Here is a 23,617-nt window from a genome sequence, read left to right as displayed (position 1 = left end):
GGCGCCGGACAGGGCGTCTCAGGCGGCGGGTTCGCCGCCGGCGATCTCGTCTATCCGGGCCGCCATGATGAAGTCGTTCTCGTGCAGGCCCTTGATCTTGTGGGTCTGCAGCGTGACCGTCGCATAGCCCCAGCCGAAGGTGATGTCGGGGTGGTGGCCCTGCTCCTCGGCGATCTCCGACACACGCGCCACGAAGGCGAAAGCCCCCGCGTAGTTCCTGAAGCGGAAGGTGCGTGCGATGCGCGTGGCATCGCCGTTGACCTCCCACTGCGGCACCTGTTTCGCGTAATGCGCGACGGCTTCGGGGGACAAAGGCGGCGTTCCGCCCTTGCAGGGCGTGCAGGTCTTCGTGGCGAGATCGTCGGTCATGGCTGTTCCCGCGGCCGGGTCACGGAATCTCGTACAGGGTGACCTCGTCATCGATGCCGCGCAAGGCGCGTCGTCGCGCCAGCGGCGTCAGGCCGGTGCGGGCGAGCAGGCTCGACACTTCCGGCCGCTCGACGACGGAGCCCGTGGCGTAGATCGCCTGCGATTCGGCGAGGCCCTGCACGCGCGAGGCGATGTTCACCGTCTGGCCGAAATAGTCCTGCCGCTCGTTGAGGCTGACGGCCAGACAGGGACCCTCGTGCAGACCGATCTTCAGCACCAGGTCCTCGCTGCCGTGGGCGGCGTTGAGGCTGCGCATGGCCTCGCGCATGCGTAGCGCGGCGGCGACAGCCCGTTCCGGCGTCGGGAAGGTCGCCATCACCGCATCGCCGATGGTCTTGACGATGGCGCCTGCTTCCGCCGCCACGATGTCGCCGAGCACCCGGAAGTGCTCGCGCACGAGGTCGAAGGCGGCCAGGTCGCCCACGCGCTCGTAGAGCCGGGTCGATCCCTTGAGGTCGGTGAAGAGGAAGGTGAGGCTGGTGATTTTCAGCCGCTGGTCGACGTTGAGCGTCTCCGTCCGATAGATGTCGCGGAAGGTCTGGTTGCTGAGGAGCCGCTTGGCGGTGAGGAACGGCCGGCGCCGGCCGATGAGCGTGTGCAGCGCCTCGCCCGCGATGAAGAGGCCGGGCAGGACGCGCCGGCCGGTGCGGTTCTCGAGCGTCAGGCGCAGCGGGCCGGGCTGCAGGCGAACCGTCTCGTTCGGTGCATGCACGGCGTCGATGACAAGGGAGAGGGAGCGCCGCTCGCGCGTCTCCTCGCTGTCGGCGTCGATGAACTGCACGGAATGGGTGACGGGGTCGAAGACGATAATGAAGCCCCGCGGCAGCTGAAGTGACAGGAGGGCCTTCTCGCCGGGTGGCAATTCGATGGCCTCGATGATGATCTCGTCGAGTTGCGCCTCGATTTCGTCCGGCAGGTCTACCCCCGAGCTCCAGAAGATCTGGCGAAAATATTCGTGCATCGGCAGCCGATCCGGCTCGTGCGCCGCGATCTGCCGCACGCGGGGGTTCACCGTGAAGGTCACCTCCACCATCTCGTCGAGGGTCGGCTCGTAGCCTGCGGCGCACAGCGTGCAGCTGTAGGAGGAGCGGTCGAGGGTGCCGAGTGTCGCATTGGCGTCGAGCACGCCGCCGCACCCCGGGCACAGCACGTTCCACGACAGGTCGAACAGGCCGAGATGGGCGGCATGGAGGAAGGCGGCGATGGCAGCTTCCTCGTCGAGGCCCTCGCGCGCCGCGAAGGCGAGCACGTTGATGCGGTTGAGCGCGCGGTCGGCGCCATGCCGGACAACGCGCTCGATTGCCATGGCCGCCGCAGGATCAGCGGTCTGACGCAGGAGTGAGAAGAGCGCTTCCGTCTCGGCCATCGGACGGTGCTCCGCATGTACAATTTAATAAGTATACCATGAAGCGACCGTTGCGGCTCTCAGATCGCTGGGGCGCAGGCGCTCCCCGGTTCCGCGACTGGTTGTGATCGGGCCTGTGGGGCGCCGGCGGCGAGCCAGTGGTCGAGAAACGCATCGAGCCAAAGGGCGACGTCGGGGTCGTACATGAAGCGCCCGCGGTGGTGCAGGTGCGCGGCTTGGGCGCCCGGCAGGCCTAGCCTTTCGCTGGCGCGCGTCGTCCAGCGATAGATCATGGCGTGCGTCACCTCGGGATGGAACTGCAGGCCGAAGGCGGCGGGTCCGACGCGGAAGGCCTGGTTCGGAAAATCCGCGCCTTCGGCGAGAAGTTCGCCGCCGGGCGGACAGTCGAGCCCCTCCCGATGCCACTGGTAGACGTGCGACGGCCATGGCGCGCCCGTCTCGCTGGCGAAGCGTCGCCCCGTCGCCGTCGGCTTGAGCGGATAATAGCCGATCTCGGCAAGGCCCGAGGGATGCGGATCGATCCGCCCGCCGAGGTGTTTCGCCAGCATCTGCGCGCCGAGGCAGAGGCCGAGCAGCGGCTTTTTCTCATCGAGCGCGACGCCGATCCAGTCGATCTCGCGCTTCACCCAGTCATCGGGGTCGTTGGCGCTCATGGGCCCGCCGAAGACGACGGCGCCGGCATGCAGTGCGAGCGTCTGCGGCAAGGGATCGCCGAAGCGCGGCCGGCGGATGTCGAGCGGGTGGCCACGCTCCACAAGGAGCCGGCCAACCCGGCCGGGCGTCGAATGTTCCTGGTGCAGGACGATGAGAACGGGCAGCGGGGTCGCCGCACCCATCAGACCCCTCCGTCGACGTCCGTCAGCGCGCTCTGACGCAGCGCCTCGGCCTCGCGCTCGCTCAGCCCGAGCCGGCGGGCGGAGCGCCACAGGAGGTCGTCCTCGAGTTCGGCGACGTGACCGTCGATCTTCGCGAGTTCCCAGGCGGCGGCCATCAGCTCGCGGCGCCCGTCCGGCGGCAGCAGGCGCTTCAGGTCCTCGAAGGCGTCGTCCACGTCCTCGCGCGAGCCCTCGGCCACGATGGCAGCCTCGATGATCCGGAGCGCCTCGCGCGGCGAGAGGCGGAAGCGGCGTCCGACGAGGTCGGCGAGCCTGGCGCGTTCCTCTCCCGTCAGGCGCCCGTCGCCTCCGGCGATGTGCACGAGGACGATGGCAAGCGACAGGAGGGTGTCGGGGGTCGGGTCCCGATCTTCGCGCGGCGGCACGGCCTGGTGCCGGGGCAGGCGTTCGAAGAGCCGGGCAATGCTGGCGATGAGGCGGACGGGACGAGTCATGGACATAGGAACGATTTCAGACTGGCATCCTGTCCGATCGGACGGCGGCGCTCAACCCCGCCTTCTTCACAATCCGCCCATCCTGCAGATGATGTCCCATTCGGGGTCGCTCACCGGCTGTACCGACAGGCGCGAATTGTTGACGAGCACCATATCCGCGAGCGCGGGCGTATTCTTGATCTCATCGAGCGTCACCGGCCGCGGCAGCGCCTTCACCGCCTTGATGTCGACCATGCCGAAGCGACCGCTCGCATCGGTGTGGTCGGGATAGTACTCCTTGATCACCTCGACGATGCCGACAATCGCCTTGCCCTCGTTGGAGTGGTAGAAGAAGCCGGTCTCGCCCTTCTTCATCGCCATCATGTTGAGCTTGGCGGAATGGTTGCGCACGCCGTTCCAGAACGTGCCCTTCTCGCCTTCCGCGACCTGTTGGTCCCAGGACCAGGTGGCCGGTTCCGATTTGAACAGCCAGTGCGCCATGACCTCTCCCCGTTCGTCAGATGATCTCGTGCTCGGCGCGGATCGGCCGGTTGAGCAGCGCGCCGATCGCCGCTTCCACGGAAACCTCCCCAGCGACGATTGCAGCGACAGCCTCTGAGATCGGCATCTCCACCCCGTGCCGGCCGGCCATCGCCACGAGTGCCGCGGCGGTGAAGGCGCCTTCCGCCAGCTTGCCGCCAGAGGCTTCGGAAAGCGGCACGCCGCGCCCCAGCGCCTCGCCGAAGGCGAAGTTGCGCGATTTCGCAGAGCCGCAGGTGAGCACGAGGTCGCCGAGCCCGGACAGCCCCATCAGCGTCTCGGGACGGGCGCCGAGGGCGCGGGCGAAGCGCATCAGCTCGGCGAAGCCCCGTGCCACCATGGCGGCCCGGGCGCTCTCGCCGAGGCCGCAGCCCATGACGATGCCGCAGGCGATGGCGAGCACGTTCTTGGCTGCACCGCCGATCTCGACTCCGCGCACGTCGGTGCCGTGATAGATGCGGAATGTAGGGCTCGTCAGCGTCGCGGCGAGGCTGCGCGCGGTCTCCTCCTGCGCGCAGGCCAGCACCACGGCGGTCGGCAGGCCCCGCACCACGTCCTCGGCGAAGCTCGGGCCCGACAGGACGGCGGGCACCGCCGCCGGCAGCTCCTCGCCGACGACATCGCTCATGAAGCGGCTCGACGTGCGCTCGATGCCCTTGGCGCAGATGACAACGGGTGTGCCCGGGGCGAGCCGGTGCGCGAGCCCCCGGGCTGCCTCGCGCAGGGCCTGTGCCGGCACGACGAGGAGCAGCGCCCGCGCGGCCGTCGTTGCGCCGAGGTCGGCGGTGACGGTGATCGCGGCATGGAGCGGCGCGCCGGGCAGGAAGCGCAAGTTCTCGCGCGCGGCCTGCATCGTGCCGGCGTGCTCGGGATCGCGCGCGACGAGGGTGACGAAGCGTCCGGCCTGGGCCGCCGCGTTGGCGAGGGCCGTGCCCCACGCGCCGGCTCCGACGATGACGACAGGATCGGTCATCATGCCGCGGAGGCCGCCTCGAGCGGCCAGCGGGCGCGGGCGGGGGCGGTGAGGTCGTCGGTGAGGCCGAGCCGCAGGCGCTCGAGCCCCGCCCAGGCGATCATCGCGCCGTTGTCCGTGCACAGGGCCGGCGGCGGCGTGACGAGGGGCAGGCCGGCCTCGGAGGCAAGCCGCGTCAGGCCGCGGCGGATCGCCTGGTTGGCGGCAACGCCACCGGCGACGACGAGCGCGGTCGGGTGCCCCGCCTTCTGCCGGAAGGCACGTAGGCCCATGCGCACCCGGTCGGCGACGACGTCGACCACGGCCGCCTGGAAGGAGGCGCAGAGATCGGCAACGTCCCGTGCCGAGAGCGGGGCGATGCGCTCGGCCTCGGTGCGCACGGCGGTCTTGAGGCCGGAGAGCGAGAAATCCGGGTCCGGCCGGCCGGCCAGCGGCCGTGGCAAGGCGAAGCGCGCCGGGTCGCCGTGGAGCGCCTGGCGTTCCACCTCCGGCCCGCCGGGATAGGGCAGGCCGAGCATCTTCGCCGTCTTGTCGAAGGCCTCGCCGATGGCGTCGTCGATCGTGGTGCCAAGGCGCACATAGTCGCCGACGCCACGCACCGCGAGCAATTGCGTATGCCCGCCCGAGGCGAGCAGCAGCAGATAGGGAAAGGCGACGCCGTCGGTCATTCGTGCCGTCAGCGCGTGCGCCTCGAGGTGGTTGACGGCGACAAAGGGCTTGCCGGAGACGAGGGCGAGAGCCTTGCCGGTGGTGAGGCCGACGATGACACCGCCGATAAGGCCGGGGCCGGCGGCGGCGGCGACGGCATCGATGTCCTTCAGCGTCACGTCGGCCGCCTTCAGCGCCCGCGCCACCAGCCGGTCGATGACCTCGACATGGGCGCGCGCCGCAATCTCCGGCACCACGCCGCCATAGGCGGCATGTTCCGTGATCTGGCTGAGGATCTCGTTCGACAGGATGACGCCGCGCCCGTCGCCGGCAAGGCCGACGACGGCGGCCGCCGTTTCATCACAGGTGGTCTCGATGCCAAGAACGCGCATGATTCGCTGGGTTCTGAAGGGGCTGCGATCGGTCGCGGTTCGCAAAAGCGCCGCTTCCCCCTATAGAGCATGGCGTAAAGCCGTGGGAACCGGTTTTTCGCCGCAGCAGGGTGGTAGGGCATGCGATAGTGAGGTGCGGGAGCGGCTCTGCGGCCTCCCGCCTGCACGAATCGCCCGCCGGCCGCGGGGCCGTAATTGGAGTTGGACGGAACCATGATCGCATCGACCGGCGCACCTGTCATCGGCACGCGCGGCAGCCCGCTCGCCCTGGCCCAAGCGCGGCAGGTGCAGGCGCTCCTCGCCGGAGCGCTTGGCTGCCCAGCCGAGGCGGTCGCGCTCTCGGTCATCAAGACGACGGGCGACATGATCCAGGACCGGGCGCTGTCGGAGGCCGGCGGCAAGGGTCTGTTCACGAAGGAGCTCGACAGCGCGCTCCTCGACGGGCGCATCGCCCTTGCCGTCCATTCCGCCAAGGATCTGCCGACCGTCCTGCCGAAAGGGCTCGTCATCGCGGGTTATCTCGCCCGCGAGGATGTGCGCGACGTTCTCATCAGCCGCGGTGCGCGCAGCATCGCCGAGCTGCCGCGCGGCGCCGTGGTCGGCAGCGCCTCGCTGCGCCGGCAGGCGCAGGTGCGGCGCCTGCGGCCCGATGTCTCGGTCACGCTGCTGCGCGGCAATGTCGGCACCCGCCTCGCCAAGGTCGAGAGCGGCGAGATCGACGCGACCTTGCTGGCCCTCGCCGGGCTGCGGCGGCTCGGCCTCGCCGACAAGGCGACCGCCGTGCTCGATACGGAGGATTTCCTGCCCGCCATCGGCCAGGGCGCCATCGCCATCGTGACGCGCGCCGACGACCTTGCCCTGCGCGAGATGCTGATGCGTTTCACCGATCCCGCGACAGGTGTGGCGCTGGAGGTCGAGCGAGCCTTCCTGCGCGTGCTCGACGGCTCGTGCCGCACGCCCATTGCGGGTCTGGCGCGAGTGCAGGGGGCCAGTCTCTCCTTCCGCGGCATGCTGCTGGCGCCCGATGGCAGCGACTGGGTGGCCGTCGAGCGGAGCGGCCCGGTCGCCGAGGCACTCGGTCTCGGAGAGGATGCGGGGCGCGAGGTGGTGGCCCGCGCGCGCCCGGCGCTCCTGGGAAAGTAGACATGGCGGGCGTCCTCGTCCTGCGGCCGGAAACGGCGGCGCGCCGGACGGCGCAGCGCCTTGGCGAGCGCGGCCATGCGGTCGTCATCGCTCCGCTCCTGACCATCCATTCCACGGATGAGCCGCGCCCGGCGGGAGCCTTCGACGGTGTCGTCGTCACCAGCCCCAACGCCTTCGAAGCTTTGGGCGAGGGGGATGTCGCGGCACTCGCCGCGCTGCCTCTCCTTGCGGTCGGCGAGCGCACGGGCGAGGTGGCGCGCGAGGCCGGCTTTGCGGCCGTCATGGCGGCGGCGGGCGACCGCATCGCCCTCGCGGCGCTCGCCCCGTCGGTCTTCCCCGCAGGCGCGCGGCTTCTCCTCGTCCTCGGCCGCGATCACAAGGCCGATACGCCCGCTCTTCTCGCCGCCGCCGGCTTTGCGGTCGTGCCGTGGATCGCCTATGTCGCCGAGGCGGAGGAATCGCTGCCGCCGGCCGCAGTGGTGGCGCTTGGCGGCGGCAACGTCACGGTCGCGCTGCATTATTCCCGCCGAAGCGCAGCCCTGGCGCTCAATCTCGCCGAGCGGGCCGGCTGCGGCGAGGCATTCCGTGCCCTGCGACACCTGTGCCTGTCGGAGGATGTTGCCGCGCCACTCAGGGCCGCTGGTATCCGGCGGGTCGCGGCCGCGGCCGCTCCGCACGAGGAAGCCTTGCTGGCTTTGCTGCCGGCACATGGCGACAGATGACGCGCAGCCTGCGGGCTCGCCATGGACGGGCGGCTGATGTTAAGAGCTTGAGGGTTCATCATGGCCTGCCCGGGAGCACCGGCGGTGCCGAGGAAATGATGGAGAGAGGTCTGCATGAGCGACGAGAAGCCGACGGGCCGGACGTCCCGGACAGCCCGCACGAAGGCGGAGCGCGCCGCGCAGACGACCGACCGCGCCATGACCGAGGCCACCGCGCTGCCTTCCGCCGATGGCGCGGCTGCAGAGGCGGCCACCACCCCCCGGACGGTTTCTGCGGGCGAGGACGCACCCGCCGTCGCGCAGCCGGCCGCACAAGTCCCACCTAGCGACATGCCGGCCGCCGAGGATGTGCCCGGCGGAGACGAGAGGCTTCAAGGCAAGGAACGCCTCGGGGATGCGCCGGCTGACGAGGCGCCCGTCGACACCACCGCTCATGGCGTACGGCCCGCCGAACCGGCTGCGGCGCCCCGCCAGGGCCTCCAAAGTTCGCTCCTCGTGGCGGCTGCCGTCGGCGGCATCGTCGGCGCCGCCGCAGCCATATTGCTGCCGGTGCTCGTCGGTCCGGCCAACGACACCGCGGCGCGCCTTGCCGTCGTCGAGCGCAGCCTCGCCAATGTCGTCGGCCGTGAGGATCTCGAGGCGCTCGAGGCGCGCATGACCTCCGCCTCCCGCGAGGACGACGGCCTGACGGCGCGCATCAACGGCCTCGCCAACGAGATCGAGGGGCTGCGGTCCGTCGAGGGCGCGTCGCCGGCGGAGCTTCGCGCGATCCGCGACGAACTGAGCCGACGTGTCGACGCAGTCGAAGGGGCCGTGCGCAGCCTCGATCCGGGCGTCATCAGCGACGTCTCGCGCCGGCTGGAGGCCCTGGGCGCCCGGCTCGACGCCGCCGAAAGGCAGATCGCCGACGGCGCTGCCGAGCCGATCGGCAATGCCGCGGGCCGGCTCGCCGTGGCGGAGCTATTGCTGACCGCGATCCGCTCCGGCCAGCCCTTCGAGAAGGAGATTGCGGTGCTCGAGCGCCTCGGCACGCCGGCAGAGCTCCTGTCCCCGCTCCAGCCGCAGGCGGGGGCCGGCTTGCCGACCACCGAGAGCCTGCGTCCAGGCCTGCGCGAAGGTCTGGCCCGGGCGGCCGAAACCGAGCGCCGCAGCCGTCCGGAGGGCAGCCTCTGGGAGCGTCTGAGCGACAGTGCAGCCGGCCTCGTGCGGGTCGAGCGCGTCGGCAGCGGGGGGCAGCCGGCCGACGCCGTCGATGCGGCGCTCGCCCGCGGCGACGCGGCGGCGGCGCTCGCGGCTTGGGAGCGGCTGTCGCCGGCCGAGCAGCAGGCGACGCGTGATTGGGTCGCGGCGCTGAGGGCCCGCGCGGAAGCGGAGCAGGCGGCGCTCGCCGTGCGTCGTTCGGCCGTCGACGCCTTCGGCGGCAACGGGTGAGGGCGCAGCCATGATTCGCGTTCTCGTCTTCCTCGTCCTTCTCGCCTTCGTCGCGCTCGGCGCCGCCTGGCTTGCCGACCATCCGGGGGAGGTGGTGCTCACCTGGCAGGATTATCGCATCAGCACCCCGCTCAGCGTCGCCGTGGCGGCGCTCATCGGTATCGTCACCGCGCTTGTCATCGTGTGGAGCGTGGTGCGCTTCGTCTTCAAGCTGCCGGACCTCGTCACCATCGCCTCGCGCGCCCGCCGCCGGGCGCGCGGCTTTGCCGCCGTGTCGCGCGGCATGGTAGCCGTCGGCTCGGGCGATCCCGCCGCCGCGCGCCGACACGCGGGCGATGCCGAGCGCTGGCTCGGCCGCGAGCCGCTGACGCTGCTGCTCAAGGCCCAGGCCGCCCAGATCTCCGGCGATCGGGCAGGCGCCGAGGCCGCTTTCAACGACATGCTCGACGAGCCCGAGACGCGGGTGCTCGGCCTGCGCGGCCTGTTCGTCGAGGCGCGACGCAAGGGCGATCTCGTCGCCGCCCGGGCCCATGCGGCCAAGGCGGCGGAGCTTGCGCCGAGTGTCGGCTGGGCCAACGAGGCGGTGCTCGAATTCCAATCCGCCGAACGCGACTGGCGCGGGGCGCTCATGACCCTCGAGCGGCGCGCCGCGCTGCGGCTCATCGACCGCGCCGAGGCGCGCCGTCAACGCGCCGTGCTCCTGACGGCCGATGCCATCGACCGGGCGGAGAAGGACCCCGACGCCGCGCTCACCGCTGTGCGCGAGGCCGTCAAGCTCGCGCCCGATCTCGTGCCCGCCGCCGTGCTGGCCGGCCGCCTTCTCGCCCGCGCCGGCAAATACCGCAAGGCGGCCAAGACCCTCGAGGCGGCCTGGGTGCGGCTGCCGCATCCTGATATCGCCGCGGCCTATGTCGAGATCCGCTCCGGCGATTCGGCGCGTGATCGGCTCGCCCGCGCCGAGACGCTGGCGCGGCTGGCATCGGATTCCGCCGAATCGCGGCTGATGCTGGCCCGGGCCGCGCTCGACGCGCGCGAATTCGCCCGCGCCCGCGAGGCGCTGGCCCCGCTCATCGCCGAGCGCCCCACGCTGCGCACCTGCGTGCTGATGGCCGACATCGAGGAGGCCGAGCACGGCGAGACGGGGGCCGTACGCGCCTGGCTGGCCCGTGCCTCGCGCGCGCCGCGCGATCCCGCCTGGCTCGCCGACGGCGTCATCTCCGACACCTGGTCGCCGGTCTCGCCGGTCAGCGGCCGGCTCGACGCCTTCGTCTGGGGAACGCCGAGCGAGCAGATCGCCGCCCAGCATCGCGAGGCGCAGGAGACGCACCGGGCCGACGCCGTCATCGGCGACGGCGACGAGCGCCATGCAGCCGAGGCGCTGCCTGAAATCGTGCCGCCAGCGCGGGAAGGGCCCTCCCGTGAGCTTCCCGCAACGGCTGCCGAGGCCCGGCCGCCTTCCCGGGCTGCGGGGCCTGATGCGCGTTCCGAGCCTGAACCGGTGACCGTGGTCGAACCGGCAGATAAATCGCCGCAGCCGGCTGCGCCAGCTCCTCCACCGGAGAGCGGCGAGCCCGCCGCGCCTGAACAGGCACAGGCATCGGCCGCCCCTCCCGTCCCGCCAGAGGAAAAGCCGTCGCCCGCGCCGGCTGCTCCCGTGCCGCAATATGTGACCGAGGCGGCGAAGGCATCGGCGCGACGCGGTATATCGGAGACGGCGGCACCTGCGCAGCCCGCCGAGAACGCCACGCCCCGTCGCGCACGGCGGGCGAGCCCGGTCATCTTCCCGGTCAGCCGTCCGCCCGATGATCCCGGGCCGGTGACCGGGGAGGACGAGGCCGGCCCCGTGCGCCGCACCATCGTGACCTGACCGCGGCTGCTCGTGCACCGGCCTCGCGCGGCCGCTGGCTCGGAATCGCGCGAGGCACTTGCCAAGGCGGGGTGATTGACGCTAGAAGGCGCGCGCGTGCCGCGGTAGCTCAGCTGGTAGAGCAACGCATTCGTAATGCGTGGGTCGGGGGTTCGAATCCCTTCCGCGGCACCATTCCTGCTTCGCGCCAGCCCACCACGCAGATTTGTCCGTCTTCGCCGAGCGAAGCGGGATGCCACGGAGCCTTGCCGGAGGGGCCCTTGAGGCGTGAAGGGCAACCGCTCCTCCCCGTCATGCCCGCGCTTGTCGCGGGCATCCACACCTCGCCGTTGCGCAAGGCTGAAAGGCGCGCATCGCCGGAACAAGTCCGGCCATGACCCGCGAGGATACCCCGGCACGCGCCTCTGGTGAAGCCTTCTCCCAACGTCGAAGAGACGAAAGTGTGACCCTTGGCGCCTTGCCGGTGCCGGTCGCCCTTCGCATAATGCCGCCCGATCAATCGCTTCAAGGCCGCTATCCGTCCGGATGGCGGGCCGGAGGCTGCGTTTGGACCGGTGCCGACTGAAGGCCCGGCCGAGGTTTCGGGAGGACGTCATGCAGGAGAAGGTCTACGAGGTGCCGGCCGATTGGGCGAAGCGCGCCTACGTGGATGAGGCTCGCTACAACGAGATGTACGAGGCCTCGATTCGGGATCCCGAAGCGTTCTGGGACGAGCACGGCCGGCGCATCGACTGGTTCACGCCCTACGAGAAGGTCAAGAATGTCTCCTACGCGCCGGGCGAGGTCTCCATCCGCTGGTTCGAGGATGGCGTAACGAACGTCGCCTACAACTGCATCGACCGGCATCTGGAGACGCGCGGCGACCAGACAGCCATCATCTGGGAGGGCGATGATCCCTCCGAATCCCGCCTCATCACCTATCGCGAGCTGCACGACGAGGTCTGCCGCTTCGCCAACGTGCTGCGCAACCGCGGCGTCGAGAAGGGCGACCGCGTCACCATCTACATGCCGATGATCCCCGAGGCGGCCTTCGCCATGCTGGCCTGCGCGCGGCTCGGCGCCATCCACTCCGTCGTCTTCGGTGGCTTCTCGCCCGACTCGCTCGCCGGCCGCATCGAGGACTGCGCCTCAAAGGTCGTCATCACGGCGGACGAGGGCCTGCGCGGCGGGCGCAAGGTGCCGCTCAAGGCCAATGTCGACGCAGCCATCGCCAAGGTGGGCGGTGTCGACCACGTCGTCGTCGTACGCCGCACCGGCGCCGATGTCGCCATGGAGCCGGGCCGTGACGTCTGGTACCATGAGGCGGCAGCACTGGTGACGAGCGAGTGCCCCTGCGAGCCGATGGAGGCGGAGGATCCGCTCTTCATCCTCTACACCTCGGGTTCCACCGGCAAGCCCAAGGGCGTGCTGCATACCACGGGCGGCTATCTGGTCTATGCGTCGATGACGCATCAGTACGTCTTCGACTATCACGACGGCGACATTTTCTGGTGCACGGCCGACGTCGGCTGGGTGACCGGGCACAGCTACATCCTCTACGGCCCGCTCGCCAATGGCGCGACGACCCTTATGTTCGAGGGCGTGCCGAACTATCCGGACAATTCCCGCTTCTGGCGCGTGATCGACAAGCACCAGGTCAACATCTTCTACACCGCCCCCACCGCCATCCGCGCCTTGATGCAGGCCGGGGACGAGCCGGTGAAGAAGACCTCACGCACCTCGCTGCGCCTGCTCGGCTCAGTCGGCGAGCCGATCAATCCGGAGGCCTGGGAGTGGTACTATCGCGTGGTCGGGGACGGGCGCTGCCCCATCGTCGACACCTGGTGGCAGACCGAGACTGGCGGCATCCTGATTTCGCCACTGCCAGGCGCCATTGCGTTGAAGCCCGGCTCCGCCACGCGGCCGTTCTTCGGCATCAGGCCCGAGATCGTCGACGCCGAGGGTAAGGTGCTGGAGGGCGCGACCGAGGGCAATCTGTGCATCGCCGATTCCTGGCCGGGCCAGATGCGCACGGTTTACGGCGACCACCAGCGCTTCATGGACACCTACTTCTCCACCTATCCCGGCAAGTATTTCACCGGTGACGGCTGCCGGCGCGACGCCGATGGCTATTACTGGATCACCGGCCGCGTCGACGACGTCATCAACGTCTCCGGCCATCGCATGGGCACGGCCGAGGTCGAATCGGCGCTGGTCGCCCACGCCAAGGTGTCGGAAGCGGCCGTTGTCGGCTATCCGCACGACATCAAGGGCCAAGGCATCTACGCCTACGTGACGCTGATGGCAGGCGTGGAGCCGACGGAAGAGCTGCGCAAGGAGCTCGTCCAGTGGGTCCGCAAGGAGATCGGCCCGATCGCGTCGCCCGACCTCGTGCAGTTCGCGCCCAACCTGCCGAAGACCCGCTCGGGCAAGATCATGCGCCGTATCCTGCGCAAGATCGCCGAGGACGAGTTCTCCAACCTCGGCGACACCTCGACACTGGCCGACCCGTCCGTGGTGGACGATCTCATTCACAATAGGCAGAACAAGCGCGTGCCGGCCTGAGGCCGTCGGGGAAGAAGTCACCACCCCTTCCCCCCTTTTTGTGGGGAGAGGGGTGGTTCGCAGCATCAGTGCCGGAAGTGGCGGTGGCCGGTAAAAACCATGGCGAGGCCTGCCTCGTCGGCCGCTTTGATCACCTCGTCGTCGCGCATGGACCCGCCAGGCTGGATGACGGCCGTGGCGCCGGCCTCGGCTGCGGCGAGTAGCCCGTCGGCAAAGGGAAAGAAGGCGTCGGAGGCGACGACCGAGCCCTTGGCCAGCGTCTCGGGAAGACCCGCCGTCTTCGCCGCTTCCGCCGCTTTCCAGGCCGCGATGCGCGAGGAATCGACGCGGCTCATCTGGCCGGCGCCGATGCCCACCGTGGCGCCGCCCTTGGCATAGACGATGGCGTTCGACTTGACGTGCTTGGCAACACGGAAGGCGAACTTGAGGTCCGCGAGTTCGGCCGCCGTCGGGGCGCGCTTCGTCACCACCTTGAGACTCATGTCGTCGATGACGGCGCTGTCGCGCGCCTGGGCGAGGAAGCCGCCAGCGACCGTGCGCAGGGCAAGCCCGCCGGCGCGCGGGTCGGGCAGGCCGCCGGTCACGAGCAGGCGCAGGTTCTTCTTCGCCGCGACGATGGCAACCGCCTCCTCGCTCGCCTCGGGGGCGATGATCACCTCGGTGAAGATCTCGACGATCTTCCTCGCCGCCTCCGCATCGAGCCGGCGGTTGAGGGCGACGATGCCGCCGAAGGCCGAAACGGGATCGCAGGCGAGTGCCTTCTCGTAGGCGTCGAGGAGGCTCGATCCCTCAGCGACGCCGCACGGGTTCGCGTGCTTGACGATGACGACGGCGGCGGTGCGGGCCGGGTCGAACTCGGCCACGCACTCGAAGGCGGCGTCGGTGTCGTTGATGTTGTTGTAGGAGAGCTGCTTGCCCTGCAGCTGGCGCGCCGTGGAGACGCCGGGGCGCTGCTCCGGCGTGCGGTAGAAGGCGGCCCACTGATGGGGATTCTCGCCATAGCGCATCGGCTCGGCCAGCGCGCCGCCGAGCGCCCGGAAGGCTGGCGCCGTCTCGCCGAGCTGCCCGGCGAGCCAGTTGGAGATGGCAGCATCATAGGCGGCGGTGCGCGCGTAGGCCTTCTGCGCCAGGCGCCGCCGCAGCGTCAGAGTCGTCGCGCCGTCATGCGCCTCGAGATCGGTCAGCACGGCGGCATAGTCGTCGGGCTCGACGACCACGGCGACGTCGTCGTGGTTCTTGGCGGCGGCGCGGATCATGGCCGGGCCGCCGATGTCGATGTTCTCGATGCAGTCGTCATAGGCGGCGCCCTTCGCCACCGTCGCCTCGAACGGATAGAGGTTGACGACGAGCAGGTCGATGGGGCCGATGCCGTGGGCGAGCATGGCCGCCTGGTGCTCGGGATTGGAGCGGACGGCGAGGAGCCCGCCGTGTACGGCCGGGTGCAACGTCTTGACGCGCCCGTCCATCATCTCGGGGAAGCCTGTCACGTCCGAGACATCAGCCACGGTGAGGCCGGCGTCGACGAGCGTCTTGCGCGTGCCCCCGGTCGAGACGAGGGCGATGCCCCGGGCCGCGAGCGCGGCGGCGAATTCGACGAGGCCCGTCTTGTCGGAGACGGACAGGAGGGCGCGGGTGACGCGCCTGACTTCACTCGGCATTACGCGATGTCCTTCGGCATTCTGGCTCCCGGCAGCCGGCCGCAGAGCCTTCTGCCGGCGCCGTCGCCCCGGCGCTTAGCACGAATGCGTCGCCGACAAAACGCGGATGCGGGTGCGAGGCGCTGTCAGATGCCCCGGAGGGGCAGCGGTTCCTCGTCCGGGCGGGCGGCCGAGCGCCTTGCGTCTGTGCTGTTGTGGCGGCCGATGCGCTGGAAGGACCACCGCACCGCATGGGTTTCGGCCGCATCGAGCGAGAGCACGATCTGTTCGGTCCGGCGCGTGCCGTCCGGGGCGGCGAAGAAGACGCTTTCCTCGATGGCAAGGGGCACATGTTCGGCCTCGAAGGTCCAGGCCTCACCATCGGGCAGAAGCAGCATCACCGCCTGCCCGCTCTGCAGCCGGCTGGCGCGCACGGAAGGGTGGAGGTGGAAGCGGATGGTGACATCCGTCATGCCCGGCGTCGGATCGATGAGGATGAAGGTGTCTTCGCCCGCGAGTTGCTCGCCGCCGGCGGCGAGGCGCAGGCGGCGCTCGTGCACGATGCCGAAGCGCTGCACGTAGCCGTCGTGCGCCGCGACGAGAATGACGTCGCCGTCCTCGTCCTTGCGCGACACCGGCACGTCCTGCGGGCCGGAGAGGATGGGCGCGCCGATCCATCGGCCGAGGCGGGCGCCGAGCGACAGGTCGTCGCCCGCTCCGGCAAAATGGCAGGAGGAAGCATCGTGCACCGTCGCCGTTGAATGGGCGGCGGTAGAACGCGTGGCGATCGGAACCGGCCCCGTGCCGCGCGGCGCGCCGCAATTGACCACGATACGGCAGAAGCCGGCCGTCAGCTCGAAGGAGAGGCAGCCTGCATGGGCTTCGCCCGAGAAGGCGGCGGGCGGCGGGCCGCCGGTGTCGGCGATGACCACCGTGCCACCGGCCTGCAGCCGCTCGTAGCCGCTGTGCGGCGCATGCTCCATACCCTGCGCGCGGGCATCGTCATAGACGAGGAGGGTCGCGATGAGATCCGGCGCCGTGCCGCCCATGCCGTTGAACAAGGCAATGGAGCCGTCCCCGTGCCGGAAGAGGCGCAGCATTGGCATCATGCGATCGATGGCGCGCAGGAGCGGCGCCGGCGGCTCGACGCTGCGCGCCGCATAGGTCTGGCGCAGCGGCAGGAGATCGGCAAGGAGGTCGATCAGGACGCGCGGGTTGCGGCTGACATGGCCGCCGTCGGGCAGAATCTGGCGCGACAGTTCGTCCGCGAGCGTGCGGCTGACGCCGCGCTGCAGCCGGGCATAGCCGTCGAGGCACAGGCCCGCATAGGCGAGGGCGATGGCCGCGGTCAGCCGCTCCTCGCCGCGCGCGCCGCCGGCGAGCGCCCGCTGCAACTGGCTGACCGAGCGGCCGAGCGCCTTCATCAGCCGCCGGTAGAAGGCGTGGTCGGCGCCCTCGAGCAGCAGCGGCGACTGGGTGAGGAAGGCGATGAGCCGGCGCGCGACGATGGTCGGCTCTGCCGCGAGACCGCGCCGGTCATGGCCGCTGGCGAGGAAATCGTCGACGAGCGCACGCGCGTTCGCACGGGCCAGGGCGGAATCGGCGGCACGTAGGTGGCGCAGCCAGCCAAAGCTGTAGAGCTGTTCGGCCCAGGCCCGGCTCGGCGGCGCCGCCTCGAAGGGCGAGCGCCCCTGGGCCTGAACGACGCGGCCAGCGAAGGCGAAATAGCCGGCGTAAATGTCGCCTGCGACGGTCGGATCGGTGGTGCGCAGGTCCTGCGGGGCGATGATGAGGCGGCTCGGCGCCTGACGGCGCACCGGTTGCAGCAGGGCGCGCAGCGAGCCGGTGGCGAGGTTGCGCGCACGCCGAGCGATCTCGCCGAGGGCAAGTCCCATGAGCCGCCACCGATCGGCGCTTCCGGCCACGATCGCTCCCGCCTTGTCCGCGTGCATCGCTTGCGCTTTCGTCAACACTTAGCCCACATAAATTACTGCAGGATGGTTAACGTTTCGGTGCGCGCTCACGTGGCCTTTGACGGTCCCTTGCCGCTGCCGCCGGCTTTTCACGACGAGGCGCGCACAAGCCGTGCGGCGTAGAAGCCGTCGAGGCCGGACAGGCGCGGCTCTGCGCCCGGCAGTGCGTGCGGCAGGGTGCGCAGATCGCCGTCGGCGGTGATGAACTGCGCGAGCCCGCCGATCTCCTCCGCAGCGACCGGCAGGCGCGTGAAGTCGCGATGGCGGTCGAGGAAGGCCGCGACCTGGCGCTCGCCCTCCTCCGGCTCGAGCGAGCAGGTGCAGTAGACGAGCCGCCCGCCCGGGCGCACGAGGCTTGCGGCCTTGTCGATCAGCTGCGCCTGCAGCTGCGCGAGCGAGGTGATGTCCTCCGCGCGCTTCGTCCAGGCGACGTCCGGGTGGCGGCGCAGCGTGCCAGTCGCCGAGCAAGGGGCATCGAGCAGCACGGCATCTGCCGCGGGCACGTCGAGGGAAAGCGCGTCGGCGGCCAGCGTCTCGACGGTCAGCGACAGGCGCCGCATGTTTTCGGCGAGCCGTTCCAAGCGCTCGGGTGAGCGGTCGACGGCGAGCACCGAGGCACCAGCGGCCGCGAGCTGCGCCGTCTTGCCACCTGGCGCGGCGCAGAGATCGATGATGCGCTCGCCTGCCTTGGCGGCGATGAGCCGCGCCGGCAGGGCTGCGGCAGCGTCCTGCACCCACCATTCCCCTTCGGCATAGCCTGGCAGGTCCGTCACGGGCACGCGCTGCGGCAGGCGCAGCGAGCCGGTGGGCAGGATGTGGGCGCCGAGCGTCTCGGCCCAGCCGGGAAGGTTGTGCTTCACTGAGATGTCGACGGCGGCCTCGTGCCTGTTGGCGGCCGCGATGGCATCGGCTGTCGCCTCGCCATAGGCCGTCGTCCAGCGCCGCTGGAGCCAGTCGGGCGTATCGATGCGCGGCGCCTCGCCGGCCGCCAGGATCTCCGCCCGCGCGCCGGCCACACGCCTGAGCACGGCATTGACGAGCTTGGCATAGGGGAAGGCGCGCTTGTCCGCCCGTGCCTGGCGCACGGCGAGGTCGACCGCCGCATGGTCGGGCACCTCGAGAAAGAGGAGCTGTGCCGCGCCCCCGATGAGGATTGCCTCGAGAAGCCCGGCATTGCGCGGCAGGCCGCGCTCGAGGAAGCGCTTGAGGCCGAGACGGATGGTGCCGAGCCGCCTCAAGGCGACGGTGGCGATGGCGCGGGCGAGCGCGCGGTCCCGTTGGCCCGCTTCGTCGTGGTGTACGGCGAGCCGCTCCAGCGTCTCGTCGAGCGGCGCGCGCTGGCGCAGCACCGCATCGAGCGCTTCGGCAGCGATGACGCGCGCGGCAAGGCCCGCCGGCTGCGTGGGCCTTATACGCGCGTTGTGAGGGGGACGGGCGGGTTTCAGCGCTCAGCCCCAGGGTCCGCGGGGCCGCTGGCTGCCACCCCAGGGACCGCGCGGCACGTTCCCGCCGGCCGTGCCCAGCCCCATGCGGCGAGCGAGGTCGATGAGGGCGGCGATGCGGTTCTCCGTCGCCGGATGGGTCGAGAACAGGTTGTCCATGTTGCGGCCGCTGAGCGGGTTGACGATGAAGAGCGGCGCGGTGGCCGGGTGGGTCTCGGCGCTCTCGTTGGGGATCTGTTCGACGCCACGGGCGATCTTGCCGAGCGCGCCCGCCAGCCACAGCGGGTTGCCGCAGATCTCGGCGCCGATTCGATCCGCTTCATACTCGCGCGAGCGGCTGATGGCCATCTGAATGATCATCGCGGCGATGGGCGCGAGCACGACGAGCAGGATGGTGCCGATGAGGCCGCCGCCGTTGTTGCGGTTGCCGCCGCCGAAGAAGAGGCCGAACTGCGCGATGGTCGAGATGGCGCCGGCGATGGTCGCCGTGATCGTCATCGTCAGGGTGTCGTGGTTCTTGATGTGCGCGAGCTCGTGCGCCATCACGCCCGCCAGCTCCTCGTAGGAGAGCGTGCGCAGGATGCCGGTCGTTGCCGCAACGGCGGCGTTCTCCGGGTTGCGACCGGTGGCGAAGGCATTCGGCTGGGGATTGTCGATGATGTAGACGCGCGGCATCGGCAGGCCGGCGCGCTGGCTGAGCTCCCGCACCATGCGTACGAGCTCGGGCGCCGTGCGCTCGTCGACCTCCTGCGCGCCGTGGGCGGCGAGTGCCAGGCGGTCCGAGTTCCAGTAGCTGAAGATGTTCATCGCCGCGGCGAGGCCGAGCGCAACGAACATGCCGCCCGTGCCGCCGATGAGAAAACCGACGACGCCGAACAGCGCCGTGAGCGCCGCCAGCAGCAGGCCGGTTTTGAAATAGTTCATCCTTTGCCTCCGTCCGGCACCGGCGGCGCCGATTTGCCGGTGCCAATCGCCGAAATCCCCCTATATGTGGGGGAAGGGCGGCCGGCGCCGCAAGAGGACGTCGCAGGACATGCGGCGCGGGGCCCCGCGATTGCGTGGAGAATGGCGATGGAAAGGATCAAGCCGGCCGGGGTCCCGGCGAGCGAGACCCCGCCCGGGGCGGCGCCGGGCAAGGTCCTGAGCCCGGCCGCGCGCCGGGCGCTTGAGGAGGCGGCGGCGCGCCGCTCCGAGATCGATGCCCGCACACGCGACCTGGCGCGTCAGCGCGAGGTCAACGGTCGCGATGGACCGGAGCCGGTGCGGTACAGCGACTGGGAGCGCAAGGGCATCGCTACCGACTTCTGATCCGCGCGTCACTCCCGATATAAGACAGGACACCTATAAAGAGACTGTCTTCCCATATCGGGCATGAAACGCTATAAGAGATGGATGCGATATCCGGCTCCGATCCCTCTGCTTGCTTTCGCTGCCGGAATTGGAACGGCTGCCCTTGTCGGTCAGGGGGTGGAGCGTTCCGAGATCCCGGCCGCGGTGTCTGTGCGCGGCGTGGCGCAGCGCGGTACGTTCGCCGCCGAGGTTCTGCGCGTTGTGGATGGCGATACGATCGAGGCGCGCGTCGCCGTGTGGCCGGGTCACGAGATCCGGACGAAGGTTCGTATCGCGGGTCTGGACGCGCCCGAGCGGGCGGGCCGCTGCCGGGAGGAGCGACGTGCCGCGCAGGCCGCGCACGAAGCGCTGGCGCGGCTTGTCCGTGACGGCGGCATCGTTTTGTCGCAGGTGCAGCCCGACAAGTATTTCGGCCGCGTTGTCGCCCGCGTCTTCGATGCCAAGGATCAGGATGTCGGAGCTCTGCTGCGCGAGGCAGGCCACGCCCGCGCCTATGCAGGCGGGCGCCGCGATTCGTGGTGCAACGGACAGGCGCAGCACCGCGACCCGCCCGTCACGCCGATGAGGCAAGGATGAAAGCAGCTCGCTCCGCGGTCGGCAGCCGCGGTACCTCAATGAGGTCGTAGCCCGTCTCGTCATAGATCCTGACCATGGCGGCATGGGTGCGCTCGGCTTCCTCCAGCGTCTGCCGCCGCTCCGCATCCTGCGTGAAGATCTCCGGCCAGGGCGGGCAGATGAAGACGCGCCTATTGTAGCGGCAGCATGCGATGGCTCGCTCGAGATGCGCCGGCCGGGCGAGGCCGACGAGGTCGAGATAGCCTGCGATGTCCGGGATGCCGCGGTCGAAGAAGACCCGGCCATCCCCGTTCAGATGGCGGCGATGGGCGGCGAGGTCGTGCGCCAGCATGAGCTCGGCATAGAGCGCCGGGTCTGCGGACGGCAGGGCCGGCCCGCCGATCGCCTGCTGGTTGCGGATGATGGCGCGGCCGGCTTCGGGCGAGACCGTATGGCCCGCCGCCGCGAGCGCGGCAAGCAGGGTCGTCTTGCCGGAGCCGGGCCCGCCGGTGAGCACGAAGAAGCGATCGGTGGCGTCGTTCGCCATGGCAGTCCTCATGGATGAGAGGGGAAAAGGCGCGCACGCGCGCCACGGCGGCGCTGCGCCGGGGTGAGCAATGTCAGGGGAGAGACGGAAGACTACGGCGTTTGCGCCGGGCGGGGCAAGCCCGCCGCCAGAGGAAATTCGTCTCGGAAACTCGCCCCGAAAATTCGTCCTGAAAATTCGTTCTGGCGGCGAAGCGTGATTCACTTTCCGCGCAAAGGCTATAACGTGCGCCGACTCGGGTAATGAGGGGACGGCATGGTGACGCGCGAGGCTGAAGGGGTGGACAAGCGGCTCGATGCCGCGCGGCGACTGCTGCGGCACGTCGGTGACAGGCTGGGCGCCGACCTCTCCGTCAGGCTGTGGAACGGTGAGACGATCCCGCTCGGGCCCAAGGCGAACGGCGATCTCGTCTTCTCCATTGCGGCGCCGGAGGCCGTGACCCGCCTCGTGCGCTCGCCCCGGCTGACGACGCTGGTCGAGCTTCTGGCCGCCGGCGACATCGACCTGCACGGCGGTACGCTGCTCGACGTCGCGGCGCGTCGCGGCGAGGCCAATACCAAGGGCCTCCTGAAGCGGCTCGACAAGGGGCTGCTCGTTCGCTCCCTGCTGCCGTTCCTCTTCGGCCGGGCGCAGAAGCCGGCCGGCAGCCATGCCTATCAGGGCGCCCAGGTCGACAAGGACGCCGCCGGCCGCGACAACAAGGCCCTCGTGCAGTTCCACTACGACCTGTCGAACGCCTTCTACGGCCTCTTCCTCGATCCCGAGATGCAATATTCCTGCGCCTATTTCCCGCGCTGGGACGTCGGCATCGAGGAGGCGCAGAAGGCCAAGCTCGACATGATCTGCCGCAAGCTGCGGCTGAAGGAAGGCGAGCGCTTCCTCGACATCGGCTGCGGCTGGGGCGGCCTCGTCTGCCACGCGGCGCAGCATTACGGCGTCACGGCGCACGGCGTGACGCTGAGCGAGGCACAACTCGCCTTCGCGAAGGAGAAGATCGCCCGCCTCGGCCTTCAGGACCGGGTGACGGTGGAATTGAAAGACTATCGCGAGCTCACCGGCACCTTCGACAAGATCGCTTCCATCGGCATGTTCGAGCATGTGGGGCTCGACAACCACGGTGCCTATTTCACCAGGATGCGCGAACTCCTGCGCCCGCGCGGCCTCCTGCTCAACCACGCCATCACCCGCCCGGCCAAGAAGTCGGCCCGCGCCTTCCGCAGGAAGCGGCCGGAATATGCAGCCATCGTCAACTACATCTTCCCGGGCTCGGAGCTCGATCACATCGGCGGCTCGGTGACGAGCCTCGAGCGCTATGGCTTCGAGGTGCATGACGTCGAGGCTTGGCGGGAGCATTATGCGCGTACCACGCGGCTGTGGTGCGAACGCCTCTACGCCAACCGCGAGGCAGCCGAGCGCGAGGTGGGAGCAGCGAAGACGCGGCTGTGGCTGCTCTACCTTGCCGGCGTCTCGCTCGGCTTCGAGCGCGGCACCATCGGCATCTTCCAGACGCTCGCCTCCCGCCGCGCCAAGGGCCCCTCGGGCCTGCCGCCGACGCGCGAGGACCTTTACCGGTAAGGCTGCCGCAAGCGCACGCGTTGCCCGAACGCATCGAGCGCGAGCGGAATGCGACCTCCCCACCCGTCCTGGCCCGGCTCGTCCCGGCCATCACGCCCTTCAGCCTGGTGCCGGCGTCACCGCGTGGATGCCCGCGACGAGCGCGGGCATGACGGCAGGGCAACGGCGTGCCGGTGTTGGGCCGGGCGCGGAGCACGACCTCCCCACCCGTCCTGGCCGGGCCCGTCCCGGTCATCCACGCCTTTCAGCCTGGCGCCGGCGTCACGGTGCGGCTGCCCGCGGCGAGCGCGGGCATGACGGCAGGGCAACGGCGTGCCGGTGTTGGGCCGGGCGCGGAGTACAACCTCCCCACCCGTCATGGCCGGGCTCGTCCCGGCCATCCACGCCTTTCAGCCTGGTGCCGGCGTCACCGGCGTGGATGCCCGCGACGAGCACGGGCATGACGGCAGGGCAACGGCGTGCAGGTGTCGGGCTGGGGGCCGAGCACAACCTCTCCTCCCGTCATGGCCGGGCTCGTCCCGCCATCCACGGGGTTCAGCCTGGCGCCGGCGCCACGGCGTGGATGTGCCCGCGACAAGCGCGGGCATGACGGTGGAGGGGGCGGAACGGGACGAGGAGCGTCGGCCTGCGCCGGGCGCTTCGGCGGCACCCGGCCGCTATGGCAGCACCACCACCGGCGTGCCGACGGTGACGCGGTCGAAAAGGTCGATGATATCGGTGTTGTGCATGCGGATACAGCCGTAGGAGGCGAACCGGCCGATGGAGTCGGGCCGGTTGGTACCGTGGATGGCATATTCGTCGCCCATCAGCGTCAAGGCCCGCTCGCCCATCGGGTTCTGTGGCACGCCACCGGGGATGACGTCCGGCAGGTGCGGGTTGTCGCGCTTGACCTCGGCCGGTGGCGACCAGGCCGGCCGCACGTATTTGCCGTCGATATGGGTAATGCCGCGCCATTGCTTGCCCGGCTTGCCCACGGCGACACGATAGCGCAGCGCGACGCCCTCGCGGGCGACGAAATAGAGCCGGCGCTCTTTGGTGCGCACCACCACCGTGCCCGGCGCATAGCCGGAGAAGGAGACGATCTCCCGGCTCTTTGCCGGCGCTGCCAGGAGGGCGAGCGCGACCGAGGCCGCGCCCGCCGCCATCACAATCTTCATCGTCGCCACCCTGTTCG

At 70.3% G+C, this 23,617-nt stretch carries 21 protein-coding genes and 1 tRNA gene; 9 read left to right on the top strand and 13 right to left on the bottom strand.

Features of this window, described 5'->3' with window-relative positions; genetic code table 11:
- Positions 1–18: 18 nt before the first annotated feature.
- The 7 genes from ASC46_RS13550 to tsaD all read right to left on the bottom strand — a co-directional run bounded on the left by ASC46_RS13550 (position 19) and on the right by tsaD (position 5,657).
- On the bottom strand, positions 19–369 hold the full coding sequence (locus ASC46_RS13550; protein WP_055459829.1) for a 4a-hydroxytetrahydrobiopterin dehydratase: 351 nt from the start codon (positions 367–369) through the stop codon (positions 19–21).
- 19 nt (positions 370–388) lie between these two features.
- Positions 389–1,795 (bottom strand): adenylate/guanylate cyclase domain-containing protein, encoded by a 1,407-nt coding sequence (locus ASC46_RS13545; RefSeq protein WP_055459828.1) that lies wholly within the window; start codon positions 1,793–1,795, stop codon positions 389–391.
- 59 nt (positions 1,796–1,854) lie between these two features.
- Positions 1,855–2,631: a glutamine amidotransferase gene (locus tag ASC46_RS13540; protein WP_055459827.1), complete on the bottom strand. Its 777-nt coding sequence runs from the start codon at positions 2,629–2,631 to the stop codon at positions 1,855–1,857.
- Positions 2,631–3,125: a tellurite resistance TerB family protein gene (locus tag ASC46_RS13535; protein ID WP_157672340.1), complete on the bottom strand. Its 495-nt coding sequence runs from the start codon at positions 3,123–3,125 to the stop codon at positions 2,631–2,633. Before ASC46_RS13535 ends, ASC46_RS13540 begins: the two co-directional genes overlap by 1 nt.
- A 66-nt stretch (positions 3,126–3,191) precedes the next feature.
- A complete protein-coding gene (locus tag ASC46_RS13530; RefSeq protein ID WP_055459825.1) occupies positions 3,192–3,605 on the bottom strand; it encodes an EVE domain-containing protein in 414 nt (137 codons plus the stop codon).
- 16 nt (positions 3,606–3,621) lie between these two features.
- Entirely contained in the window at positions 3,622–4,620 is a 999-nt protein-coding gene (locus ASC46_RS13525) for an NAD(P)H-dependent glycerol-3-phosphate dehydrogenase (protein WP_055459824.1), read from the bottom strand.
- A complete protein-coding gene (gene tsaD, locus ASC46_RS13520; RefSeq protein WP_055459823.1) occupies positions 4,617–5,657 on the bottom strand; it encodes a tRNA (adenosine(37)-N6)-threonylcarbamoyltransferase complex transferase subunit TsaD in 1,041 nt (346 codons plus the stop codon). Before tsaD ends, ASC46_RS13525 begins: the two co-directional genes overlap by 4 nt.
- Positions 5,658–5,870: 213 nt before the next feature.
- Here tsaD and hemC point away from each other — a divergent pair, with 213 nt between their 5' ends.
- The 6 genes from hemC (at position 5,871) to acs (ending at position 13,364) form a co-directional block, all read left to right on the top strand.
- Positions 5,871–6,800, top strand: coding sequence for a hydroxymethylbilane synthase (hemC, locus tag ASC46_RS13515; RefSeq protein WP_055459822.1), 930 nt, complete (start codon positions 5,871–5,873; stop codon positions 6,798–6,800).
- A gap of 2 nt (positions 6,801–6,802) precedes the next feature.
- Positions 6,803–7,522, top strand: coding sequence for a uroporphyrinogen-III synthase (locus tag ASC46_RS13510; protein ID WP_055459821.1), 720 nt, complete (start codon positions 6,803–6,805; stop codon positions 7,520–7,522).
- Positions 7,523–7,636: 114 nt separating this feature from the next.
- The gene (locus tag ASC46_RS13505; RefSeq protein ID WP_055459820.1) at positions 7,637–8,953 is read left to right on the top strand and encodes a COG4223 family protein; all 1,317 of its coding nucleotides are present in this window, start codon (positions 7,637–7,639) and stop codon (positions 8,951–8,953) included.
- A 10-nt stretch (positions 8,954–8,963) separates the two neighbouring features.
- Positions 8,964–10,820 (top strand): heme biosynthesis protein HemY, encoded by a 1,857-nt coding sequence (locus ASC46_RS13500; protein WP_055459819.1) that lies wholly within the window; start codon positions 8,964–8,966, stop codon positions 10,818–10,820.
- 98 nt (positions 10,821–10,918) lie between these two features.
- Positions 10,919–10,994, top strand: a tRNA-Thr gene (locus ASC46_RS13495).
- Between the two features lie 420 nt (positions 10,995–11,414).
- Positions 11,415–13,364: an acetate--CoA ligase gene (acs, locus tag ASC46_RS13490; protein WP_055459818.1), complete on the top strand. Its 1,950-nt coding sequence runs from the start codon at positions 11,415–11,417 to the stop codon at positions 13,362–13,364.
- Between the two features lie 65 nt (positions 13,365–13,429).
- On the opposite strand, the gene purH is transcribed toward acs, so the two are convergent.
- The 4 genes from purH to htpX form a co-directional block, all read right to left on the bottom strand.
- Positions 13,430–15,022 carry a bifunctional phosphoribosylaminoimidazolecarboxamide formyltransferase/IMP cyclohydrolase gene (gene purH, locus ASC46_RS13485; RefSeq protein ID WP_055459817.1) on the bottom strand — a complete coding sequence of 531 codons (1,593 nt, stop codon included), beginning with the start codon at positions 15,020–15,022 and terminating at the stop codon, positions 13,430–13,432.
- A gap of 125 nt (positions 15,023–15,147) precedes the next feature.
- Positions 15,148–16,953 carry a heparinase II/III family protein gene (locus ASC46_RS13480; protein WP_055459816.1) on the bottom strand — a complete coding sequence of 602 codons (1,806 nt, stop codon included), beginning with the start codon at positions 16,951–16,953 and terminating at the stop codon, positions 15,148–15,150.
- Between the two features lie 110 nt (positions 16,954–17,063).
- Complete coding sequence (locus ASC46_RS13475; RefSeq protein ID WP_342585600.1) at positions 17,064–18,347, bottom strand: RsmB/NOP family class I SAM-dependent RNA methyltransferase; 1,284 nt, start codon at positions 18,345–18,347, stop codon at positions 17,064–17,066.
- A gap of 75 nt (positions 18,348–18,422) precedes the next feature.
- The gene (htpX, locus tag ASC46_RS13470; RefSeq protein ID WP_055459814.1) at positions 18,423–19,340 is read right to left on the bottom strand and encodes a zinc metalloprotease HtpX; all 918 of its coding nucleotides are present in this window, start codon (positions 19,338–19,340) and stop codon (positions 18,423–18,425) included.
- 147 nt (positions 19,341–19,487) lie between these two features.
- Between htpX and ASC46_RS13465 the strand changes: the two genes are divergently transcribed.
- Both ASC46_RS13465 and ASC46_RS13460 read left to right on the top strand, forming a co-directional pair.
- Positions 19,488–19,724, top strand: a complete 237-nt coding sequence (locus ASC46_RS13465) for a DUF1674 domain-containing protein (protein ID WP_055459813.1) — start codon at positions 19,488–19,490, stop codon at positions 19,722–19,724.
- A 63-nt stretch (positions 19,725–19,787) separates the two neighbouring features.
- Positions 19,788–20,342, top strand: coding sequence for a thermonuclease family protein (locus ASC46_RS13460; RefSeq protein WP_071923156.1), 555 nt, complete (start codon positions 19,788–19,790; stop codon positions 20,340–20,342).
- Here ASC46_RS13460 and ASC46_RS13455 read toward each other — a convergent pair.
- A complete protein-coding gene (locus ASC46_RS13455) occupies positions 20,320–20,868 on the bottom strand; it encodes an AAA family ATPase (protein WP_055459811.1) in 549 nt (182 codons plus the stop codon). The two genes, ASC46_RS13460 and ASC46_RS13455, sit on opposite strands and share 23 nt — an antisense overlap.
- A gap of 255 nt (positions 20,869–21,123) precedes the next feature.
- Between ASC46_RS13455 and ASC46_RS13450 the strand changes: the two genes are divergently transcribed.
- Complete coding sequence (locus tag ASC46_RS13450) at positions 21,124–22,443, top strand: SAM-dependent methyltransferase (protein WP_055459810.1); 1,320 nt, start codon at positions 21,124–21,126, stop codon at positions 22,441–22,443.
- Positions 22,444–23,099: 656 nt separating this feature from the next.
- Here ASC46_RS13450 and ASC46_RS13445 read toward each other — a convergent pair.
- Positions 23,100–23,600, bottom strand: a complete 501-nt coding sequence (locus ASC46_RS13445; RefSeq protein ID WP_055459809.1) for a L,D-transpeptidase — start codon at positions 23,598–23,600, stop codon at positions 23,100–23,102.
- Between the last annotated feature and the right edge of the window lie 17 nt (positions 23,601–23,617).

This window comes from Chelatococcus sambhunathii, from assembly GCF_001418005.1.
GTDB lineage: Bacteria > Pseudomonadota > Alphaproteobacteria > Rhizobiales > Beijerinckiaceae > Chelatococcus_A > Chelatococcus_A sambhunathii.
This window is presented reverse-complemented; position numbering and strand designations above follow the sequence as displayed.

Coding starts and splice junctions, on each gene's coding strand:
- ASC46_RS13550 (WP_055459829.1), bottom strand. CDS start 369: ATGACCGACGATCTCGCCACGAAGACCTGCACGCCCTGCAAGGGCGGA.
- ASC46_RS13545 (WP_055459828.1), bottom strand. CDS start 1,795: ATGGCCGAGACGGAAGCGCTCTTCTCACTCCTGCGTCAGACCGCTGAT.
- ASC46_RS13540 (WP_055459827.1), bottom strand. CDS start 2,631: ATGGGTGCGGCGACCCCGCTGCCCGTTCTCATCGTCCTGCACCAGGAA.
- ASC46_RS13535 (WP_157672340.1), bottom strand. CDS start 3,125: ATGACTCGTCCCGTCCGCCTCATCGCCAGCATTGCCCGGCTCTTCGAA.
- ASC46_RS13530 (WP_055459825.1), bottom strand. CDS start 3,605: ATGGCGCACTGGCTGTTCAAATCGGAACCGGCCACCTGGTCCTGGGAC.
- ASC46_RS13525 (WP_055459824.1), bottom strand. CDS start 4,620: ATGATGACCGATCCTGTCGTCATCGTCGGAGCCGGCGCGTGGGGCACG.
- tsaD (WP_055459823.1), bottom strand. CDS start 5,657: ATGCGCGTTCTTGGCATCGAGACCACCTGTGATGAAACGGCGGCCGCC.
- hemC (WP_055459822.1), top strand. CDS start 5,871: ATGATCGCATCGACCGGCGCACCTGTCATCGGCACGCGCGGCAGCCCG.
- ASC46_RS13510 (WP_055459821.1), top strand. CDS start 6,803: ATGGCGGGCGTCCTCGTCCTGCGGCCGGAAACGGCGGCGCGCCGGACG.
- ASC46_RS13505 (WP_055459820.1), top strand. CDS start 7,637: ATGAGCGACGAGAAGCCGACGGGCCGGACGTCCCGGACAGCCCGCACG.
- ASC46_RS13500 (WP_055459819.1), top strand. CDS start 8,964: ATGATTCGCGTTCTCGTCTTCCTCGTCCTTCTCGCCTTCGTCGCGCTC.
- acs (WP_055459818.1), top strand. CDS start 11,415: ATGCAGGAGAAGGTCTACGAGGTGCCGGCCGATTGGGCGAAGCGCGCC.
- purH (WP_055459817.1), bottom strand. CDS start 15,022: ATGCCGAGTGAAGTCAGGCGCGTCACCCGCGCCCTCCTGTCCGTCTCC.
- ASC46_RS13480 (WP_055459816.1), bottom strand. CDS start 16,953: ATGCACGCGGACAAGGCGGGAGCGATCGTGGCCGGAAGCGCCGATCGG.
- htpX (WP_055459814.1), bottom strand. CDS start 19,340: ATGAACTATTTCAAAACCGGCCTGCTGCTGGCGGCGCTCACGGCGCTG.
- ASC46_RS13465 (WP_055459813.1), top strand. CDS start 19,488: ATGGAAAGGATCAAGCCGGCCGGGGTCCCGGCGAGCGAGACCCCGCCC.
- ASC46_RS13460 (WP_071923156.1), top strand. CDS start 19,788: ATGAAACGCTATAAGAGATGGATGCGATATCCGGCTCCGATCCCTCTG.
- ASC46_RS13455 (WP_055459811.1), bottom strand. CDS start 20,868: ATGGCGAACGACGCCACCGATCGCTTCTTCGTGCTCACCGGCGGGCCC.
- ASC46_RS13450 (WP_055459810.1), top strand. CDS start 21,124: ATGGTGACGCGCGAGGCTGAAGGGGTGGACAAGCGGCTCGATGCCGCG.
- ASC46_RS13445 (WP_055459809.1), bottom strand. CDS start 23,600: ATGAAGATTGTGATGGCGGCGGGCGCGGCCTCGGTCGCGCTCGCCCTC.